This window comes from Streptomyces sp. DSM 15324, assembly GCF_001514285.1.
GTDB lineage: Bacteria > Actinomycetota > Actinomycetes > Streptomycetales > Streptomycetaceae > Streptomyces.
Genome location: NZ_KQ949028.1, coordinates 266,319 through 283,602 on the forward strand (window position 1 = coordinate 266,319; position 17,284 = coordinate 283,602).

At 72.4% G+C, this 17,284-nt stretch carries 16 protein-coding genes and 2 pseudogenes; 6 read left to right on the forward strand and 12 right to left on the reverse strand.

Annotated features, from left to right (window positions below):
* Window position 1: 1 nt before the first annotated feature.
* Window positions 2-124: a hypothetical protein gene (locus AQJ58_RS45400; protein ID WP_267892070.1), complete on the reverse strand. Its 123-nt coding sequence runs from the start codon at window positions 122-124 to the stop codon at window positions 2-4.
* 330 nt (window positions 125-454) lie between these two features.
* Here AQJ58_RS45400 and AQJ58_RS20785 point away from each other — a divergent pair, with 330 nt between their 5' ends.
* From AQJ58_RS20785 to AQJ58_RS20805, 5 genes are all read left to right on the forward strand, one after another.
* The gene (locus AQJ58_RS20785) at window positions 455-1,063 is read left to right on the forward strand and encodes an Rv1733c family protein (RefSeq protein ID WP_067252203.1); all 609 of its coding nucleotides are present in this window, start codon (window positions 455-457) and stop codon (window positions 1,061-1,063) included.
* A 36-nt stretch (window positions 1,064-1,099) separates the two neighbouring features.
* Window positions 1,100-2,455 (forward strand): nicotinate phosphoribosyltransferase, encoded by a 1,356-nt coding sequence (locus AQJ58_RS20790; protein ID WP_079079084.1) that lies wholly within the window; start codon window positions 1,100-1,102, stop codon window positions 2,453-2,455.
* A gap of 11 nt (window positions 2,456-2,466) precedes the next feature.
* Window positions 2,467-2,754, forward strand: coding sequence for a DUF1876 domain-containing protein (locus AQJ58_RS20795; protein ID WP_067252206.1), 288 nt, complete (start codon window positions 2,467-2,469; stop codon window positions 2,752-2,754).
* A 57-nt stretch (window positions 2,755-2,811) separates the two neighbouring features.
* The gene (locus AQJ58_RS20800) at window positions 2,812-3,270 is read left to right on the forward strand and encodes an Hsp20/alpha crystallin family protein (protein ID WP_067252208.1); all 459 of its coding nucleotides are present in this window, start codon (window positions 2,812-2,814) and stop codon (window positions 3,268-3,270) included.
* Between the two features lie 392 nt (window positions 3,271-3,662).
* Window positions 3,663-4,535, forward strand: a complete 873-nt coding sequence (locus tag AQJ58_RS20805; protein ID WP_067252615.1) for a universal stress protein — start codon at window positions 3,663-3,665, stop codon at window positions 4,533-4,535.
* A 1-nt stretch (window position 4,536) separates the two neighbouring features.
* On the opposite strand, the gene fdhF is transcribed toward AQJ58_RS20805, so the two are convergent.
* The 9 genes and pseudogenes from fdhF to AQJ58_RS20840 all read right to left on the reverse strand — a co-directional run bounded on the left by fdhF (window position 4,537) and on the right by AQJ58_RS20840 (window position 14,607).
* The gene (gene fdhF, locus AQJ58_RS20810) at window positions 4,537-7,278 is read right to left on the reverse strand and encodes a formate dehydrogenase subunit alpha (protein WP_067252617.1); all 2,742 of its coding nucleotides are present in this window, start codon (window positions 7,276-7,278) and stop codon (window positions 4,537-4,539) included.
* On the reverse strand, window positions 7,275-8,960 hold the full coding sequence (locus tag AQJ58_RS20815; RefSeq protein ID WP_067252210.1) for an NAD(P)H-dependent oxidoreductase subunit E: 1,686 nt from the start codon (window positions 8,958-8,960) through the stop codon (window positions 7,275-7,277). Before AQJ58_RS20815 ends, fdhF begins: the two co-directional genes overlap by 4 nt.
* 418 nt (window positions 8,961-9,378) lie before the next feature.
* Window positions 9,379-9,558 (reverse strand): annotated as a pseudogene (locus AQJ58_RS41070) (DUF2252 family protein); the annotation flags it as partial.
* A 269-nt stretch (window positions 9,559-9,827) separates the two neighbouring features.
* Window positions 9,828-9,902 (reverse strand): annotated as a pseudogene (locus AQJ58_RS45930) (ABC transporter ATP-binding protein); the annotation flags it as partial.
* Between the two features lie 157 nt (window positions 9,903-10,059).
* Window positions 10,060-11,043, reverse strand: coding sequence for an isopenicillin N synthase family dioxygenase (locus tag AQJ58_RS20820; RefSeq protein WP_067252212.1), 984 nt, complete (start codon window positions 11,041-11,043; stop codon window positions 10,060-10,062).
* 162 nt (window positions 11,044-11,205) lie between these two features.
* Window positions 11,206-12,120 carry a homocysteine S-methyltransferase gene (gene mmuM, locus AQJ58_RS20825; protein WP_267892073.1) on the reverse strand — a complete coding sequence of 305 codons (915 nt, stop codon included), beginning with the start codon at window positions 12,118-12,120 and terminating at the stop codon, window positions 11,206-11,208.
* A complete protein-coding gene (locus AQJ58_RS20830; RefSeq protein WP_067252620.1) occupies window positions 12,117-12,866 on the reverse strand; it encodes an amino acid ABC transporter ATP-binding protein in 750 nt (249 codons plus the stop codon). Before AQJ58_RS20830 ends, mmuM begins: the two co-directional genes overlap by 4 nt.
* A complete protein-coding gene (locus AQJ58_RS20835) occupies window positions 12,866-13,696 on the reverse strand; it encodes an amino acid ABC transporter permease (protein ID WP_067252214.1) in 831 nt (276 codons plus the stop codon). The genes AQJ58_RS20830 and AQJ58_RS20835 overlap by 1 nt, the downstream gene beginning before the upstream one ends.
* Window positions 13,693-14,607 (reverse strand): ABC transporter substrate-binding protein, encoded by a 915-nt coding sequence (locus AQJ58_RS20840; protein ID WP_199844635.1) that lies wholly within the window; start codon window positions 14,605-14,607, stop codon window positions 13,693-13,695. The genes AQJ58_RS20835 and AQJ58_RS20840 overlap by 4 nt, the downstream gene beginning before the upstream one ends.
* Before the next feature lie 170 nt (window positions 14,608-14,777).
* On the opposite strand from AQJ58_RS20840, the gene AQJ58_RS20845 reads away from it, so the two are divergent.
* The gene (locus tag AQJ58_RS20845; protein WP_067252215.1) at window positions 14,778-15,572 is read left to right on the forward strand and encodes an IclR family transcriptional regulator; all 795 of its coding nucleotides are present in this window, start codon (window positions 14,778-14,780) and stop codon (window positions 15,570-15,572) included.
* An 85-nt stretch (window positions 15,573-15,657) separates the two neighbouring features.
* Here AQJ58_RS20845 and AQJ58_RS20850 read toward each other — a convergent pair whose 3' ends face one another.
* Complete coding sequence (locus AQJ58_RS20850) at window positions 15,658-16,407, reverse strand: IclR family transcriptional regulator domain-containing protein (protein ID WP_067252216.1); 750 nt, start codon at window positions 16,405-16,407, stop codon at window positions 15,658-15,660.
* 269 nt (window positions 16,408-16,676) lie between these two features.
* Window positions 16,677-17,234: an NADPH-dependent FMN reductase gene (gene ssuE, locus AQJ58_RS20860; protein WP_067252219.1), complete on the reverse strand. Its 558-nt coding sequence runs from the start codon at window positions 17,232-17,234 to the stop codon at window positions 16,677-16,679.
* Window positions 17,235-17,284 lie beyond the last annotated feature (50 nt).

Consider the following 17,284-nt stretch of genomic DNA (forward strand, 5'->3'; position numbering starts at 1 on the left):
GTCAGCGGTGCAGTACGACCTTCAGGGTGCCCGTGGTGGTGCCGTGGGCGAACTCCTCGTAGGCGTCGTCCATCCGGTCCAGGGGGAAGGATTCGAGATGCAGCGTGACGGGTCTGCCGTGCACACCGATGTTGGCGATGTGTCCCCGGTGCGGACGGCGCGGGTGCTCAGCACGAAGTGGCGCGCGGCGCGGCGGAGCACCGGTGTCGAGGAGGGCGAGGGCAGTGGCACGGCCGTGCGGTTCGCGTCGAGAGAGGCGCGGGTGGGGCGTCGCCCGCTGGTGGCGGTGCACACCTGGAGCCGTCGACCGTGCCGTTCCGCTGGATGCGAGGTACGGCTCCCTGGGCCGTACGCCGGTCCGCCAAGGACCTTCGGCCCATGACCCGAACCCTTCGGTGTCCGAGACTGGACCAGAAGCGGAGGAAGTGACCAGCGACCCGCTGGAGGCCGGCCCATGGACGCGCAAGGATCGCCGTACACGTCCGGTTCGCCCTCGCCGCGTGGCGAGCACATGCCGCCACGCGCGAATCCGCTGAGGCGTCCGTCCGACAGGTTCGAGTGGTGGTTCCGCCGCTTCCTGACGACCCTCCTCGTCCTGGGACTGCCGCTGACCGCCTACAGCGCCGGGATGACGGCGTACCAGGCGTCGATGCGCACCGTCCGGGCCCAGGAGGCGGAACGACACCAGGTCACCGCCCGGTTGACCGCGGACGTCAAGCGGGACAGCAACCCGGCGAAGCGGTATGCGCAGGTTCGCTGGACCGACGCGGCCGGCGTCGTGCGGACCGGAACCACCCTGGTGAAGCCGGGAACGTCCAAGGGCACCGCCGTGCGCCTCTGGGCGGACCGCAACGGAACCGTCACCGTCCCGCCGGCGAGCACGCTCAACGCGAGGACCACAGGGTGGCTGATGGGCGGCGCGGCGGCGTTCGGCATGGCCTACGGCTCCTACGCGCTCTGGCTGGGCACGCGTCTGCTGCTGGACCGCAGAAGGTACGCGCAGTGGGAGGCCGAGTGGGAGCGGGCGGAGCCGCTGTGGTCCGCGCGCTTCCGCCGGCGATGAGCCCGCGACCGCACGCCGACCACGCAGGCCCAGGAGGTGGCACCCATGTCGGACGCGACGACCACCGATCTGTACGAAGTCACGATGGCCATGTCGTACCTGCGGGAGGGCATGACCGGCCCGGCGACGTTCAGCCTGTTCGTACGGGATCTGCCTCCCCGGCGCGGCTTCCTGATCGCGGCCGGGCTGGAGTCCGCCCTGGACCACCTGGCCGGCTTCCGTGTCGGCCCCGAGGACGCCGATGCCTTCGCCGCCGCGCTGCACCGGCCACCGCGAGATCTGGAGCCGCTCCTCGGCCTGGAGTTCACCGGCCGGGTGCGGGCGGTGCCGGAGGGACGGGTCGTCCTCGCGGGCGAGCCCCTGCTGGAGGTGACGGCTCCCCTTCCGACGGCGCAACTGGTGGAGACGTACGTGCTCAACCTGCTCAGCCATCAGACGGCGATCGCCTCGAAGGCCGCGCGCTGTGTGCTCGCGGCGGCCGGGCACCCGGTCGTGGACTTCTCCCTGCGGCGCACCCACGGCCCGCAGGCCGGATTCCAGGCCGCTCGTCTCGGCGCACTGGCCGGATTCGCCGGCACCAGCAACGTGGCCGCGGCCACCGTCCTGGGCATACCCGCCGTCGGTACCATGGCCCACTCCTACGTGGAGGCGTTCGCGTCCGAGGAGGGTGCCTTCCGGGCCTTCGCCCGCTCCCACCCCGGGCCGGTGACCCTGCTGGTGGACACCTACGACACCGAGGAGGGCGTCCACCTCGCGGCACGTGTCCTGCGGGACCTTGACCGCGGGCCCGGCTGCGCCGTCCGGCTGGACAGCGGCGACCTCGGAGACCTCGCCGCACGCGCACGGTCGATCCTCGACGCGGCCGGCCTGCCGGACGTCCGGATCGTCGCCAGCGGCGGCCTCGACGAGTACGCCGTGGACGACCTGGTGCGCTCCGGCGCGCCGATCGACACCTACGCCGTCGGCACGCGCGTAGGGGTGTCGGCCGACGCCCCGTATCTGGACTCCGCGTACAAGATGGTGGAGTACGACGGCCGCCCGGTGATGAAACTGTCGTCGGCGAAGGCCACCGCACCCGGTCCGAAGCAGGTCTTCCGGCACGCCGGCTGCGTGGACGTGATCGCTCTCGCCGACGAGCGGCCACCGGACGACGGCGTCGCGCTGCTGGAGACGGTGATGGAGAACGGCCGGCGCACCGCCGCGCGGCCCACGCTCGCCCAGTGCCGGGCGAGGTGCGCCGCGGACCTGAGCGGCCTGCCCGCCGCGGCCCGCCGGATCCGCGCACCGGCCGCGCCCCGCGCCGCGACCTCGGAGCGGCTGAACGCGCTCACCGCCCGCGTCCGGCACGGTATCGAGGAGCGGCTCGCAGCGCAGCGGTCGGTACCGACCTGAGGAGGAAAGCGATGCCGCACACGTCGGAATGGAAGGTCCGTCTCCACCTCTTCGAGGACGACGACGGAACGACGAAGGCACATCCGGTGCTGGACACCGGCACCACGGAGCTCACCGGTCACGGGTCCCCGCACCGCCATCCGGCGGACGCCGACGTCCCGGAGATCGGTGACGAGCCGGCGGCCGGCCGTGCGCTGAACGACCTGGCCAGGCAACTGCTGCAAGCCGCCGAGCGCGACATCGAGGGCGTGGGCGCACCCCGGCCCAGAACGCGCGAGACCACCGCGTGGTCCCTGTGAACCCGCATACAAGGCCCCATACGGGCCGAATTCCGTGAAACCGAGGAGGGAACACCCATGACACACCCCGCACGACACACCAGCGGCGCGCTTCCGGCCGCCATGCGTGAGCTGGACGACCTCCGCACCAGGGTGGACCAGCTCATGCACGCCGCCTTCACCGGCGGCGGATGGCCCGCGTTCGGCGGGACCGAGCCCTGGGCGCCCATGGCCGACATCGAGGACGCCGAGGACGCCTACCTGGTGGAGCTGGAGCTGCCCGGCATGGACAAGGACCAGATCACCGTCGAGGTCTCCGAGGGCGAGCTCGACGTCCACGGCGAGGTCAAGCAGCGGGAGCACGCAGGGGCGGTCCGCCGCCACACCCGCCGCATCGGCCAGTTCGACTACCGCGCGACGCTGCCGCCGAACGCCGACACCGAGCACATCAGCGCGGAACTGACCAACGGCGTTCTCACGGTCAGAGTCCCCAAGACCGAGAAGGGCCAGACCCAGCGCATCCAGATCACCGGCTGAGCCAGGAGCCCCGACACGGACGAGGTGACGCCCGTGTTCCCCGGGCCGGACGCGCACATCCACCGTCTGGAGCACGGAAGGCCCGGGACGCCTGACGCGCCCGCACCGGACACCGGCGAGGCTGAGGCGGCCGCCCGGGGGGTCCCGCCGGCCGGTGCGGCCAACCCCGGTGACATCGGCCGACGCATGGCCGCCGAGCGCCGCAGACATCGGGCTGGCCGACGCACTGGGCATGACGGCCGCACCCACGGCGTGATCGCGGGCTCCGGGTCGGTCAGGGCCACCGCAACCCGACCAGGGTGGGCCCGACCTGTGTCGCGGTGGCTCGCGGGCGGTGCGACGGTATTCACAGGGGGGTCTCTCAGCAGCCGGACGGGAAGGCGGTGGCGGAGATGGAACTCCCGCTGGTCGTGGGCGTCGACGGATCGGACTCCAGCCTGCTGGCGGTCGACTGGGCGGTGGACGAGGCGGCACGGCACGGACTGCCGCTACGGCTGGTCCATGCCTTCCGGTGGGAGCGTTACGAGCGTGCGCTGCCGCAGTTCACCACCGGCCGTCGCGCCGGGGAGGTGATGGCGCAGAACATCGTCGCTTCCTGTGCGCAACGCGCCGGACTCCGGGAACCGGAAGTGAAGGTGTCCGAGGAGGTCCTCCCCGACGACGCCGTGTCCGCACTGCTGCGCGCGGCGCCCGACGCGTTCGCCCTGGTCGTGGGAGAACGCGGCCGAGGTGAGGTGTCCGGGCTGCTCCTGGGATCCGTCAGCCTGACCGTGGCTGCGCGCGCGGCATGCCCGGTCGTCGTGGTTCGGGGCGCCCCGCCCAACGTCCGGGGGTCCCTCGGCCGGATCGTGGTCGGCGTCGGTGACGCGGCCGAGCGCACGGGTGTCGTACGGTTCGCAGCCCGCGAGGCGCAGGCACGGGGCTGCGCCCTGACAGCCGTACGGGCATGGCGCCGCCCGGCCTTCGAGCACGGGGACAGCACCACCACCGCGGATGTCGTGGGCCCGGCACACGACGAGCGCGCCTCAGCCGAGCTGCAGGACGCGTTGCGCGACGCCGAGCGGGAACACCCTGATCTCTCCGTCCACCGCCACACCGTCGAGGGTCCGGCCCACCGCGTCCTGCTCGACGCGGCGGCCGACGCCGACCTGGTCGTCGTCGGAGCCGAACGCAGGCACGGCCACTTCGGCCTGCAACTCGGCAGGGCTGCCCACACCCTGCTGCACCACTCCGCGTGCCCGGTCGCCGTAGTCCCCCATCAGTAGATCACCCGGGGCCGTCCCCGATCTCCTGGCCGGCCGACGCATTGACTACGCCGTGAACACGTACAGCGGTGACCTTGTACTCGGGGCAGGACGTGACGGTGTCCACATGGTCGGAGGTGAGGCGGTTCACCCCGCTCGCGGGGAAGTGGAAGGAGCTGAACACCTGGCCGGGGGCCGTCTGCTCACTGACGCGGGCAATGAGCCGGGCGCTGCCGTGGCGGCTCTCGACGCTGACCGGCGCCCCCTCCCGTACGTCGTACCGAACGGCGTCGTCGGGGTGGAGGTCGAGGTGGTCGACGGGATCGAGTGCGAGGTTGCCGCCGCGGCGGGTCATGCTGCCCGAGTTGTAGTGCGCCCAGCGCCGCCCGGTGACCAGGAGCAGCGGGTAGTCGTCGTCGGGTTGCTCACCGGGCGGGAGGTACGGGGCTGCGGAGAGGTGGGCCCGCCCGTCCGGCGTGGCGAACCGCTCCTCGTACAGTTTGGCCTCCCCCGGGCGCCCGGGGTCGGGGCACGGCCACGGCACGGCGCCCTCCCGGTCCAGCCGTTCATGGGAGAGACCGGCGAAGACGGGCGCGGCCCGCCCGCATTCGGCCAGGGCGTGGGCCGGAGTGGGGCAGCCCAGGTCGGCCCCCATCGCGGCGGCGAGGGCGTGGACGATGCCGAAGTCGCTCCGTGCCTCACCCGGCGGAGGCACGGCGGGGCGGACCCGCTGGAACCGTCGGTCGAAGTTGACGAAGGTGCCGTCCTTCTCCAGCCAGGACGCGGCCGGCAGGACGACGTCGGCATGGCGGGCGGTCTCGGACAGGAAGAGTTCATTGCACACGACGAGAGGGCACGCCCGAAGTGCTTCGGTCACCCGGTTGCTGTCGGGGTCGGTCGCGCAGACGTCCTCGCCGATGACCCACAGCGCGCGCAGGTTGCCGGCCCGCGCGGCGGCGAACATGTCCGGTATCCGCAGACCTGGGCGTTCCGGAGTCCGTACACCCCACACAGCTTCAGCCCTGGATCGTACGGCGGGGTCGGTCACCTTCCCGTAGCCGGGCAGCAGGTCGGGCAGAGCGCCCATGTCCGAGGCGCCCTGGACGTTGTTCTGGCCGCGCAACGGGTTCACACCGTACCCGCGGTCGGTGCCGACGGCGCCGCGCAGGATCGCCAGGTTGGCCAGTGAACGCACGCCGTCGGTGCCGTGCAGGTGCTCGGTGACGCCGAGGCCGTAGACGATGGCGGGCCGCTCGGCCCTGCCGTACAGGCGCGCGGCGGCGACCAGGTCCGCGGCGGGTACCCCGGTGATCTCCGCGACCAGGTCGGGCGGGTAGTCCTCCAGCAGCCGGGTGAGCTCCGGAAGGCCGGTGGCCCGCTCGCGCAGGAACTCCTCGTCGGCCAGTCCTTCGGTGACCAGGACGTGGGCGAGCCCGTGGAAGAGCGCCACGTTGGTGCCGGGGCGGGGCCGCAGATGGACGTCGGCGTGCGGGGCGAGCCCCACGGCGCGGGGGTCGGCGACGATCAGCTCGGCTCCGCGCAGTACGCGCTGGAGCAGCCGCGCGCCGACCACCGGGTGGGCTTCGACGGGATTGGCGCCGACCACGAGCAGGCAGTCGGACCGCTCCACGTCGTCGAAGCAGTCGGTGCCGCCGGAGAGCCCGAAGGAGGCGGTGAGGCCGGCGGCGGAGGGGGAGTGGCACAGGCGGGAGCAGTTGTCGATGTTGTTGGTTCCGATGACGGTCCGCATGAACTTCTGGACGAGGTAGTTCTCCTCGTTGGTGGCGCGGGCGGAGGAGATCGCTGCCACGGCGTCCGCGCCGCCGTCCGAGACGGCCGCGCGCATCCCGACGGCGACGTGCCCGAGCGCCTCCTCCCAGCTCGCCGGCTCCAGGCGGCCGTCGCGCCGCAGGAGGGGCCGGGTGAGCCTTTCGGGGGAGGTGAGATATCCGTGTGCGAAGCGCCCTTTGACGCAGGCGTGTCCCTGGTTGACCGGGCCGTCCCGGGCGGGGAGGACCGCCGTGACCTCGCTGCCTGCGGTGACGACGTCGAGGGCACACCCGACACCGCAGTAACCGCACGTCGTACGTGTCGCGGTCGGCCGGTGGGCGGAGGTGAGTCCGCGTCCTGGTCCCGGTTCGATGATCGCGCCGGTGGGACAGGTGTCCACGCATCCGCCGCAGGCCACGCAGTCGGATTCGGCCCAGGGCCCGCCGTTTCCGGGAGCGACCACGGTGTCGGCGCCCCGGCCGGTCAGGGTCAGGGCGAAGGTGCCCTGCACTTCGGCACACATGCGGACGCACCGCCCGCAGGCGATGCAGAGGTCCCGGTCCAACTGGACGTACGGGTGGGAGCCGTCCCTGCCCCTGCCTCCGGCAGCGCGAGCCGTGTCGGGGCCGATGCCCAACGACCGGCAGACCTCGGCCAGTTCGCTGAGGTTGTCCTCGGAGAGGGCGCGGGGAGGCAAGGCAGAGGCGATGAGTTCGACCGCGTCCCGGCGTAGGTGCCGGAGATCGTCGGCGGCGGCCTCCACACGCGTCCCCGACGCGGCCGGTGTCACGCAGGCCGCCACGACCGAGTCGTCGGCCCGCACGAGACACGTACGGCACGACCCGGCTGGGCTGAGCCGGTCGTCGGAGCACAGCGCGGGCAGCTCGACACCGGCCGCCCGCACGGCCGCGAGCAGTGACGCTCCCTCGGGAACAGCGACGGCCGTACCGTCGACCTGGACCTCGACCTCGACCTCGATCTCGCTCCCGGTCATGACGCCCACCCCGGCAGGCGCTCTCCGTAGGCGCGGGCGAGGCTGCGCACGGCGGGTGGGATGCGCCGCCCGAAGGCGCACAGGCTCGCCTCGGCCAGAACACGTCCCAGCCGTTCCCATTCAGGGCCGGGCGGGGTGTCGGCGGACGCCAGCTCCAGGCCACGACGCGAGCCCACACGGCAGGGGGAACAGGCGCCACAGCTCTCCGCCGCTGCGAACTGCCAGATGTGCCGCAGCGCTTCCTGCGGGGTGACCCGCCGGTCGAACGCGACCAGCCCGGCATGACCGAGCGCTGCGCCACGCGAAGTGAGGTCGGCGGTGGTCAGCGGTACGTCCAGCGCGTCGGGGCCGAGGAAACCGCCCAATGGACCGCCGACCTGCAACGCGGCGAGCTCGCTGCCGTCCCTGAGACCGCCGCCCAGCTCGGTGACGATCCGCGGCAGTGGGGTGCCCAGCTCGACCTCGTACGCCCCGGGCCGGGCGAACCCCTCCGACAGGCAGACCAGCTTCGTCCCGGTCTCGTCGAGGCTCCCTCGCCGCGCGTACGCCGCTCCGCCCCGCGAGACGATCCACGGGACGGAGGCAAGGGTCTCGACGTTGTTCACCACCGTCGGCGCGCCCCACAGACCGTGCCGGGTGGGGTAGGGCGGACGTGGACGGGCACAGCCCCGGTCTCCCTCCAGGCTCGCGATCAGGGCGGTCTCCTCGCCGGCGACGTAAGATCCCGCGCCCTCCACCACCTCGACGTCCAGAGCGGTGTCCGTGCCGTGCACGGACGAGCCGAAGTGCCCGTCGTCGTACGCCTGCCCGACCGCCTCCCGCATCCGCGCCAGCGCGAGCGGGTACTCCGAGCGCACCAGAACCACGCCCCGGCCTGCCCCGCACGCGAAGCAGGCCAGGGCCAAGCCTTCCAGCACCCGCTCCGGCTCCGCCTCCATCAACAGCCGGTCGGCGTAGGAGCCGGGGTCCCCCTCGTCCCCGTTGGCCACGACGACCGTGCCGGGCGCCCGGCCGGCCGCCTCCCACTTGGAGGCCACCCGGAAACCGGCGCCACCGCGCCCTCGTAGCCCGGATGCGGCCACCTCCAGTCGGACCTCGTCCGAAGAGCCGGCGCTGACCACCCGCGGCCAGACCTGCCACGGGAGCTCGCCGGCGACCACCCCACCCAGCAGCACGGGGTCGCCGGTGTCGTCGGCCGCCGGGATCGCCGGTGCCCGCGGGGGCTCGCGTCCGGCGAGCTGCCCGGCCAGTGCTGGGCCGACGCGGGGGGTGTCCCCGTCGAGCGCGGCAGGACCCGCGTAGCAGTACCCCAGACAGCGGACGGCCTGCAGTGAGGTCCCGCCGTCCGGTGAGGCCATGCCCACGGTGACACCCAGCTCGTGCTCCACCTCCGTGAGGTGTTGTCCGGCCTGTGCGGCGAAGCACGCCGTCCCTGCACAGACGCGGACATGACGGCGGCCGCGGGGGGAGGCGAGGTCCGCGTAGTACCCGGCCGGTCCGAGCGCGGCGGCAGCGGGAAGGCTCATCTCGGCGGCGACAGCCGGAGCCCAGGTCTCGGGGCTGTCCGTGGTTCCGGCCCTGGCCTCTGCCAGCGACTCGATCAGTCGGCGTCCAGGCCGGCCACGCCGGTCGGCCAAGGCCTGCAACGCGTCGAAACGGTCCGCGCGGCCCACGGGAGTCATGACCTCATCGTGGAGCCGGTAACCAGGGACCGCAATCCGGGCAACGGCCCTGTCCGCTGCTCGACGTGACCCTTGCAGTGGGAGGCCGCCTGAGCGGGGGCAGCAGACGATGTGCGGGCTCGCGTTGTCTCCGCAGTCTTCACACCTGGCCCGGAAGGGTGCGTCGGGGGCGTCGCGGCTTCCGTCCTCGTACTGGCAGGTCTGGCCCTCACCGCCACGGCGGGACGGAGTACGAGCACCCAACAGGCCGACACCGTCTCCACGATGTATGTGGCCTCCGCGCTGCTGACGGCGTTCGGGGGCGGCGTCTTCGCCGTCTTCTTCTTCGGTGTGGCCAAAGTGATCTTCCGGACGGGCGCCATGGCCACATGGCTGGGCCGGCTCTCGGTCGTCGCGGCACTGCTGTGCGCCTGTGCCTTCATGACGCCGGGACCCGTCCGGCCTGGATGGCATCGACCAGGGCCTGGTGGTCCTTCTCGTTCTGATCCGCGTACAGCTCGGCGAAGGTCACCAGCGCGCGGTCGAAGGAGTCGCCGCCGCCCAGGTACGCGGCGATCGCGATACGGTCCCCCGACCTGGCGTGGGCGCGGGCCAGCGTGGCACATGAGCCGCTGGCCGGCGACGACCCGCTCGCCCCCGGGTGCTGAACGTGGAATCCTCTTCAGCTCGGCGGGCGTGCCGACCAGCTGCCCCTCGACTCGGCAACACCCATCACGGAGCAGGCGGTACAACGGAAGGCTCCCGCAGGCCCGATGCCTGCGGGAGCCTTCCTTCGGAAGTTCTCGGCCGGGGGATGGCAGACCACCCGCACCTCGGTCAGGCCGGCGGCCCCGGTCTGGCGGGTCATGTGCTCGATGAGGAGCCTTCGGTGACGGTGCGGTAGTCCTTGACGGCTGCCACCAGGGCGGCGGTGGTGGAGGCGTCCGGCATCGCGGTCATCTCCGCTGCGAAATGATCTTCGAGGGGGAAGGAGCTGACCCGGGCGGGGGGACGCAGGGCCGCCGTTGGGCAGCGGCGGCTCTTCGGCCTCGCCGACACCCCCTACAAGCAGCAGATCAGCCGGATCGGAGACCGGTCGCTGCCCCTGCTGCGCCTGCCGTCATGCGATCGTCAGCTCCGGATGATGCTTCCTCACCACCGCGGGGTGGGCGCGGACCCAGCCCTTGAGCTCGTTCCAGCCGAACTCCGCGAACAGCGGGTTGTCCGGGTCCTCCGTCACGCCGGTCGCCTCCGAAGCGCCGGGGAAGGGGAGCGGGGCGATCCGGGCGTCGAGCCGGGGGTTGTAGAAGAACGGTGCGGAGAAGCGCTCCCGTGCTCCCGGAGGAGAGACCACACGGTGGTTCGTCGCCTTCAGGTAGCCGTTCGTCGCGACCTCCAGCAACTCGCCCAGGTTCACCACGAACGCTCCCGGCAGATACGGCACGTCGATGAAGCCCTGCCCGTCCGGCGTCTCCACCTGGAGTCCGGGCACCTCGTCCGTCAGCAGCAGGGTCAGGAAGCCGTAGTCCTTGTGCACACCGACGCCCTGGTCGTCCCCTTCCGGGGCCCGCCCCGGGTAGCGGACCAGTTTGAGGTGGTTGCGCGGGTGGCCGGAGAAGGCGTCGTCGTAGAAGTCCTCGGGGCCGCCGACGGCCGCGAGCAGCTCGTGGAGCAGCCGGTGGGCGATCGCGCTGAGCCGGTCCATCCACTCCAGCGAAACCTCCCGCAGCACGGGCAGGGCCGCGGGCCACTGGTTCGGCCCCTCCAGCCACCAGTAGGGCGGCTCGCCCGGGGCCGGCACGTGAGCGGGAAGCTCGTTGCTGATGTCGAGTTGGTCGCGCCAGTCGCGGCGGCCCTGGGTGTGCTCGTTGCCGATCCGCGTGTAGCCGCGGAAGTGGGGCGAGTTGAGGTTGTCGAGGGCGTGCCGGTCGGCCTCGGGCAGGGCGAAGAAGTCGCGGGCGGTGCTGAGCAGCCGGGCCTGTTCGGCGGGGCTGACGCCGTGGCCCACCAACTGGAAGAAGCCGACGTCGCGGGCGGCCCGGTGGAGCGCGTCACGGTCGGGGGCGGAGAGGTCGATCACCGGGAGGGAGTCGGGCTGGGACATGGGTGGCGTTCCTTGCGGGCGGTGTGTGCGGAGGAGGGACGTGCGGTGGTCGGTGGTGTCCGGCGCGCAGGGCCGGGTGCGCGGAGCACCTGGCGCTGCACGGGCGCGTGACCACCTGGCTCGTACGGGTGCAGGGGTGTGCGGTCGGCCTTGGCGTGCCGCTCAGCGGCCTGCCGGTGCAGCGCCGACGCGGTCGGCCAGCTCCTTGATCTCGGCGGGGCCGACCCGGCAGCAGCCGCCGACGAGCGCCGCGCCGGCGCGCAGCCAGGAGGGCGCGAGGTCCGCGATCTCGTCCTGGGCGCCCAGCCAGCGTCGCGATTCGGGGTCCCAGGTGCCGCCGCCGTTCGGATAGACGACGCCGGGCAGTCCGCTGATCAGGGCCAGCGCGGCGGCCGTGTCGGCGCCGGGGGCGCAGTTCACCCCTGTGGCGACGACGGCGTCGCTGCTGCGGGCCAGCGCGAAGGCCTCGGTCAACGGCTGGCCCGCGCTGGTGGTCGTCCCGCGGATGCTGTACGAGAGCCAGGCCGGGATGCCCAGCCCGTCGAGGGCGGTCAGCACGGCCTCGGCCTCCCGCAGGTCGGGAATGGTCTCGACGGCGAAGACGTCGGGGGCGGCCTCCGCCAGCGCCTCCAGCCGGGGGCGGTGGAAACGGGTCAGCTCGGCCACCGTGAGGCCGTAGTCGCCCCGGTATTCCGAGCCGTCGGCCAGCATCGCGCCGTACGGGCCGACGGACGCCGCGACCCAGCGTCTTCCGGCGGTCTCGGCCTGGGCGGCCTCGGCGGCCTGGCGGGCCAGGGACACGCTGCGTCGCAGCAGTGCCGTGGTCTCGGTGCGGGAGATGCCCAGTCGGGCGAAACCGTCATAGGTGGCCTGGTAGCCGGCCGTGATGGCGACCTGTGCGCCTGCCGCGTAGTAGGCGCGGTGGACGGCCGCTATCGCGTCGGGGGCGTCGCGGAGCAGACGGGCGGACCAGAGGGCGCCGCCGCTCAGGTCGTGGCCCTGGGCCTCCAGCTCGTTGGACATGCCGCCGTCCAGGACGAGGGGGCCTGCGGCCAGGGCGTCGCGGAAGGTCGTCACAGCACTCTCGTCACGAAGTCGCGGGTTCGGGGGTGGTCGGGGGCGGTCAGGACGCGGGTGGGCGGTCCGGACTCCAGGATCCGGCCGTCGTCGAAGAAGACGACCTCGTCGGCGACCTCGCGGGCGAAGCCCAGTTCGTGGGTGACGACGAGCATCGTCATGCCGTCGGCGGCGAGGCCGCGCATGACGTCCAGCACCTCGCCGACCAGTTCCGGGTCGAGTGCCGAGGTCGGCTCGTCGAACAGCATGAGCTTCGGCCGCATGGCCAACGCGCGGGCGATGGCGACCCGTTGCTGCTGGCCGCCGGACAGCTGGGCGGGGTAGGCGTCGCGCCGGTCGGCGAGACCGACGCGGTCGAGGAGCGCCAGCGCCTCGTCGGTGACCTCGGCGCGTGACCGTCCCGCGCCGACCGGACCCTCGGCGACGTTGGCGAGGGCCGTCAGGTGCGGGAAGAGGTGGAAGCGCTGGAAGACCATGCCGATGTCACGACGCTGCCGGGCCAGGTCACGGCGGCGCAGTTCGCGCAGCCCGTCCCGGTACGGCTCGTACCCGATCGGTTCGCCGTCCACCAGGATCCGCCCGCCGTCGGGCCGCTCCAGACGGTTCACACACCGCAGGAAGGTGGACTTCCCCGACCCGGAGGGCCCGATCACACAGGTGACCGTCCCGCGCGGTACGGAGAGGTCGACCCCGCGCAGCACTTCCTGCCCGGCGAAGGACTTGCGGACATCGGTGGCCTCGATCATCATCGGCTGCCGCCCTTCGCGAAGTGACGTTCGAGGTAGTGCTGGCCGATGTTCAGCAGGGTCGTGACGGCCAGGTACCAGATGCTGGCGACGATCAGCAGCGGGATCGTCTGATAGGTGCGGGCGTACACGATCTGCACCGAGTACAGCAGCTCCGCGTAGGCCAGCACACTCACCAGGGAGGTCGTCTTGAGCATGGAGATGGTCTCGTTGCCGACCGGCGGGATGATCACCCGCATCGCCTGGGGCAGCACGATCCGGCGCAGGGCCCTGGCCCGGGACAGACCCAGCGCGTCCGCCGCCTCCAGCTGTCCGTGGTCGACCGAGACGATCCCGGCCCGGATGATCTCGGCGAGATAGGCGGCCTCGTTGAGGCCGAGACCGAGCAGGGCCGCGGTGAAGGTCGTGATGACGGAGTTCGCGGGGACGTCACCGATCGCCGGCAGGAGGGGCAGGTGCAGCGACAGCGTCGGGTACAGCGCGGAGATGAAGCCCCAGAACAGCAGCTGGACCAGCAGCGGGGTGCCCCGGAACAGCCAGATGTACGCCCAACTGACGCTCCGGGCGACGGCGTTGTCCGACAGCCGCATGAGCGCCAGCGCGATGCCGAGTACGAGCCCGATCGCCATGGCGGCGGCGGTGAGTTCCAGGGTGGTCAGCAGGCCCGTCATCACCGTACGGCTGAACAGCCAGGCACCGACCGTGTCCCAGCCGAAGCGCCGGTTGGTGATCAGCGACTGGACCAGGCTCGCGGCCAGCAGCACGACCACGAGGGTCAACACCCACTGGCCCGGCCTGCGGCGGCGGTAGACCGGCAACTCCTCGCTCATGAGGCCGCGTTGATCTCGAACTTGTCCAAGGCGCCGGACTGTAGGCCCCACTTGGCGAGGACCTGCTCGTAACCGCCGCTCGCCTTGAGGTCCTCCAGAGCCGACTTGAGCAGCCCGGTCAGCTCACTGTTCTTCGGTACGGCGATACCGAAGGGCGCGTTGCCGTAGGAGTCCCCGGTGACCTCCAGCTTGCCGCCGGACTGCTTGGCCGCGTAGGCGGCGACCGGCGAGTCCGCGAGGGCGGCGTCGGCGCGGCCACTGGTGACGGCGAGGTTCACACCGGTGCCGTCCGGGAAGGTGCTGACCTTGATCGGGGTCTTGCAGGTCTTCGCCCGGGCCGGCAGGTCCACGAGGGCCTGCGTGGACCCCTTCGCCACGGCGACGGTACGACCGCACAGCGAGTCGTCCCCGGGCTTGAGCGCCTTGGGGTTTCCGGCCGGGACCAGCAGGGACGTGCCCGCGTCGAAGTAGGTGACGAAGTCGACGACCTTCTCCCGTTCGGCGGTGTCCGTGAAGGACGAGATGCCGAGCTGGTACTTGCCCGACTGGAGGCCGGGCAGGATCGAGTCGAAGGGCACGTTCACGATGGTGACCTTGACACCGAGGACAGTCCCGAGGGCCTTGTCGAGGTCGGCCTCGGCGCCGACGACCGTCTTGTTGTCGGCGGCGAAGAAGTCCATCGGCGGGTAACTGACGTCACTGGCGATCGTGATCCCGCTCGCCTTCAACGCCGCCGGCACCTTGGCGGCGAGCGCGGTGTTCTTCGCGATCGCGGCGGTGGCGGCGGAGGCGGCCGAGGAGGCGGCGGACGATGTGCCGGAGGAGGAGTCGGCCGGCTGGGAGGGGTCGGCGCAGCCCGCCAGAAGCAGCGTCGCGGAACCGAGGAGTACTAGCGGGCGCAGAGCGGACAAGGCGAACTCCTGATGAGCCTGAAGTGCGAGGGATGGCTGGAGACTATCCCTGGATGCGTAATAGGCAAGTCCAGTTGCGCATCCTGCACGGACCTTGCCATAAGCCTGCAATGTCCCCGCAATAAAAGGCGCGCGGCGGCACCGCGGCCCGGCGCTATGCTCGGCTCGCGATGACCACCGACAGCAGCCTGAAACGCGGCCTGGCCGTACTCCGACTCTTCGCCCAGCACCCGTCGCAGGACCCGCGAGGCCACACCGCCGCCGAGGTCGCCGCGCTGCTCGGCCGCGAACGAAGCCAGGTCTCCCGCATCCTGCGGAGCCTCGAGACAGCCCGGTTCCTGCGCCGTGATCCCGGGTCGCTGCGCTACTCCGTCGCCTGGGAGCTGTACGCGCGTGCCCAGCAGATCACCGAGGCACGCCTGCGCCGGGACGGCCGCACCGCGCTGGAGGGCGTCGCCGCCGACACCGGGGAGTGCGCCTACCTGGGAGTCCTGCGGGGCGCCAGCTCGGTGACCATCCTCGAGTCGATGCCGCCCGCGCTGTCCTCGTTCGTCTCCTGGGTGGGCCGCGCCTATCCCGCCTACTGCAGCGACGCCGGACAGGCCCTGCTGTTCGACGCCGACGACACCGAGGTCGCCGCCGTTCTCGCCCGCACCGCCTTCGTCCGGCACGGCCCCCACACTCCGGCCGACCTCACCGACTTCCTGGCCCGCCTGGACGGGGCCCGCAAACGGGGCTACTCGGTCGTCGACCAGGAGGCCGAGCCCGGCCTGTACTCGCTCGCCGCTCCGGTCAGGGACTTCCGTGGGGAGATCGTCGCCGCCGTGCAGGTCGTCGGCCCGCGCCGCCGTCTGGAGCCGGCGACGGCGGCCTGCGCGGAGTCGGTGGTCCGCTGGAGCGACTGGCTGACCGCCGCACTGCGCTCGACGGACCAGGAGACGGGCGCGGGGACGGACCAGGACTGAGCATTCCCGAACCGGTCAAGATCAGCCGAGGGATCTAGGGATCAGCCGAGGGATCTCGGGATCAGCCGAGGGATCAGCCCGGGGATCAGCTGAGAAGGGAGGCCAGTCGCGCCGCCGCGTCACCGATCGCGGCGACGATCTCGTCCCGGTCGTCCCTGGCCGCCGCGTGCGGCACGACCGCACTGACCGCCGCCACCACGTCCCCGCGTGCGTCCCGCACCGGCGCGGCCACCTCCAGCACGTCCTCGTCGTACTCGCTCTCGCACAGCGCGACGCCGCGGCCGGCGTCCGCGGCGACCCGTGCCAGCAGATCGTCCACGGTCCGCGGAGCGTAGGGGCCGCCCGCCCCGATGAAGTCCTCGCCGCCCAGGAGTTGTGCCACCTCCGCCCGCGAGTGGTCGAAGAGCAGCGCCCGCCCTGCCCCGGTGCACCAGACCGGCGTCAGCCGTCCCGCCCGCGCCCAGGAGAACTCGGCCCAGGCCGCCAGCTCGGCCCGCACCGAGAGCACCATCGCCCCACAGAGCACGTCCACGTACGCACACGCCCCGAACCGGACCACCAACTCCCGCAGCAGCGTCCGGCTCTCCACGCCCCACGGCCCGGCCTCGGCCGCGACGGCCAGCAGATCCGCCCCGGCACGGAACTCGTTCCCGTCCCGGGCGAGTGTGCCGGTGCCGACCAGATCCCGCAGCAACCGCGACGCCTGCCCCTTGTCCAGCCCGCCCTCCTCCGCCAGCCGGACCACCCCGGGTCCCCCTCGGCTGTCGAGCTCCCCCCGGACAACCCGTTCCACCAGCCCGAGCCCTCTGGGCAGGGCACCCGTCGCAACGTCCATGCGCCGGATGCTACAGATTCCGGCGAGGCCGCGGGCACCGGGACCGAGGCAGCACGGCCTCGGCCTCCCGTGCGTCGGGGACGGTGTCGACGGCGAAGACGTCGGGGCCGGCCTCGGCCGGGACCTCCGGTCGGGCGGTGGCGAAATCGGGTGCCGCCGCGAGGAGCCGACCGGGCCCGGACTGCCGGACGGTTCGGGTCGACGCGGCAACCGGTCCGGGTTCCGCGCCGGAGATGAGGCCGGCGGGTCCCGGAGGCACCGGCAGGGGCTCAGCCCGTGGCCGCCAGATGAGGGGTCCGGCCGCGCAGTGCCGCCGAGAACCGGTCCGTGACCTCCGCCAGCGCCTCGGCCGACGCGGGGGCCACGGACACCCTGCCGTCGGCGTCCGTCGTGATGTCCTTGTCCAGGGTGAACCAGCCGGGGACGATGTGCGTCGCGCCCATCGAGCTGAGCACCGGGCGCAGGGCGTAGTCGATGGCCAGGACGTGGGCCGTGCTGCCGCCGGTCGCCAGCGGCAGCACGGTCTTGTCGGCCAGCGCGTACTGCGGGAGCAGATCGAGGAGGGACTTGAGGAGGCCCGAGTAGGCCGCCTTGTAGATCGGTGTACCGATCACCACACCCTCGGCCCGTTCGAACAGCGCGGCGGCCTCGACGACGGCCGGGTGTGCGAAGTCCGCGCCCAGCAGTGCTTCCGGGGGCAGGGTCCGCACGTCGAGGGCGATCACCTCGTGGCCCTGCGCGGCCAGGCGGCGGTCCAGGTGGCGCAGCAGACGCGCGGTGCGCGAGGTGGCGGACGGGCTTCCGGAGACGGACAGGACAATCGCCATGGTGGGCCTTTCGGAATCGGGCGGGAGATCGGTCAGGAGGCCGAGTGGTC

Excerpts from the sequence above, each read along its gene's own strand:
- AQJ58_RS20785 (WP_067252203.1), top strand. The coding sequence starts at position 455 with ATGGACGCGCAAGGATCGCCGTACACGTCCGGTTCGCCCTCGCCGCGT.
- AQJ58_RS20795 (WP_067252206.1), top strand. The coding sequence starts at position 2,467 with ATGCCGCACACGTCGGAATGGAAGGTCCGTCTCCACCTCTTCGAGGAC.
- AQJ58_RS20800 (WP_067252208.1), top strand. The coding sequence starts at position 2,812 with ATGACACACCCCGCACGACACACCAGCGGCGCGCTTCCGGCCGCCATG.
- AQJ58_RS20805 (WP_067252615.1), top strand. The coding sequence starts at position 3,663 with ATGGAACTCCCGCTGGTCGTGGGCGTCGACGGATCGGACTCCAGCCTG.
- fdhF (WP_067252617.1), bottom strand. The coding sequence starts at position 7,278 with ATGACCGGGAGCGAGATCGAGGTCGAGGTCGAGGTCCAGGTCGACGGT.
- AQJ58_RS20815 (WP_067252210.1), bottom strand. The coding sequence starts at position 8,960 with ATGACTCCCGTGGGCCGCGCGGACCGTTTCGACGCGTTGCAGGCCTTG.
- AQJ58_RS20820 (WP_067252212.1), bottom strand. The coding sequence starts at position 11,043 with ATGTCCCAGCCCGACTCCCTCCCGGTGATCGACCTCTCCGCCCCCGAC.
- AQJ58_RS20830 (WP_067252620.1), bottom strand. The coding sequence starts at position 12,866 with ATGATCGAGGCCACCGATGTCCGCAAGTCCTTCGCCGGGCAGGAAGTG.
- AQJ58_RS20835 (WP_067252214.1), bottom strand. The coding sequence starts at position 13,696 with ATGAGCGAGGAGTTGCCGGTCTACCGCCGCCGCAGGCCGGGCCAGTGG.
- AQJ58_RS20845 (WP_067252215.1), top strand. The coding sequence starts at position 14,778 with ATGACCACCGACAGCAGCCTGAAACGCGGCCTGGCCGTACTCCGACTC.
- AQJ58_RS20850 (WP_067252216.1), bottom strand. The coding sequence starts at position 16,407 with ATGGACGTTGCGACGGGTGCCCTGCCCAGAGGGCTCGGGCTGGTGGAA.
- ssuE (WP_067252219.1), bottom strand. The coding sequence starts at position 17,234 with ATGGCGATTGTCCTGTCCGTCTCCGGAAGCCCGTCCGCCACCTCGCGC.